Raw genomic sequence first — 1,497 nt, forward strand, 5'->3', positions numbered from 1 at the left:
CCGCCCCGCCCTGGGCGCGCCAGAGCTCGAGCGCCTGCGCGGCGCGGGCATCGTCACGCGCCAGCAGGGCGACGCGGGTTGCGCGCTCGGCCAGTTCGATGTCGTCGGCGGCGCGCGCGGCCTCCAGGTACCAGCGAGCGGCATCGTCCAAGCGCCCCGACTGGATGGCGAACTCGGCCGCCAGCAACGGCTCCAGTGCACGCACCACCGGGTCGTCGGAAGGTGGCGTGCGGGCCTGCGGCGCAATGGCCGGCAAGGCCATCGCCACCACCAGCACGGCACCACCAATGAATGAACGCGCAGTTACGGGCATCGGGCTTCGATCCGTTGTCGGCCGGGCCGGTAGAATGGCGGCCTTCAGCAGCCAGCAGCTTATCGCAAGCACCTGAACGGGTAGCCTCGCCGCCTCGCCATGTCCATCCACGTCCTCGGCCTCAACCACCAGACCGCGCCGGTCAGCCTGCGCGAGCGCGTCGCGTTTTCCGGCGATGCGACGGTGGCGGCGCTGGCGGCGCTGCGGGCATTGCCACGGGTGCATGAAGCCGCGCTGCTGTCGACCTGCAACCGCACCGAGATCTACGCCGTCACCGACGACGACGGCAGCACCCTGGCCGACTGGCTGGCGACCCACCCGGCCGACACCGCCGGCGTTGGCGAGGGCCTGCACGGCTACCTGTACCGGCACACCGGCAGCGATGCGGTGCGCCACTTGTTCCGGGTCGCCACCGGGCTGGACTCGCTGGTGCTGGGCGAGCCGCAGATCCTGGGCCAGGTCAAGGACGCCTGGGCCACCGCGCGCAGCGCCGGCAGCCTTGGCAGCCAGCTCGACCGCCTGTTCCAGCAGACCTTCTCGACCGCCAAGCGCGCCCGCACCCACACCCGCATCGGTGCGAACCCGGTGTCGGTGGCCTCCACCGCGGTGCGCCTGGCGCAGGAGTCGTTCGCCCGGCTCGAGGACTCCACCGTGCTGCTGATCGGCGCCGGCGAGACCATCGAACTGGCGGCCCGCCATCTCGTCCAGGCACGGGTTCGACGGCTGCTGGTCGCCAACCGCACGCTCTCGCACGCGCAGGAACTGGCCAGCCGCCACGGTGGCGTTGCGCTGCCGCTGACCGAACTCGACAAGCACCTGGGCGAGGCCGACGTGGTGTTGTCGGCCACCGCCAGCCGGGAGCCGGTACTGCACCGCCCGCAGGTGCAGCAGGCGCTGGCCCAGCGTCGGCACCGGCCGATGCTGCTGCTGGACCTCGCGGTTCCGCGCGACATCGCCGCCGACGTCGCCGGTATCGACGACGTGTTCCTGTACACGGTGGACGACCTGCAGCGCGCGATCGAGGACAACCGTCGCAGCCGACGCGAGGCCGCGATCGAGGCCGAGGCGATCATCGACATCCAGGTCGCCCGGTTCATGGAGTCGACCGCCGCCAGTGCCCGCACCGCACCCCTCAAGCGCCTGCGCGCGCATGGCGAGGCCGCGCGCGACGAGGCGCTGGCCCG

1 protein-coding gene and 1 pseudogene are annotated in these 1,497 nt (G+C 72.3%); one reads left to right on the top strand and one right to left on the bottom strand.

The features are described 5' to 3' along the window. Window positions 1–313 (bottom strand): annotated as a pseudogene (locus ACKVMH_RS13460) (hypothetical protein); the annotation flags it as partial. A gap of 99 nt (window positions 314–412) precedes the next feature. On the opposite strand from ACKVMH_RS13460, the gene hemA reads away from it, so the two are divergent. Then, the coding region (hemA, locus tag ACKVMH_RS13465) for a glutamyl-tRNA reductase (protein ID WP_412700658.1) at window positions 413–1,497 on the top strand (1,085 nt) is incomplete at its 3' end.

Source organism: Lysobacter zhanggongensis (assembly GCF_046638635.1).
Lineage (GTDB): Bacteria > Pseudomonadota > Gammaproteobacteria > Xanthomonadales > Xanthomonadaceae > Novilysobacter > Novilysobacter luteus.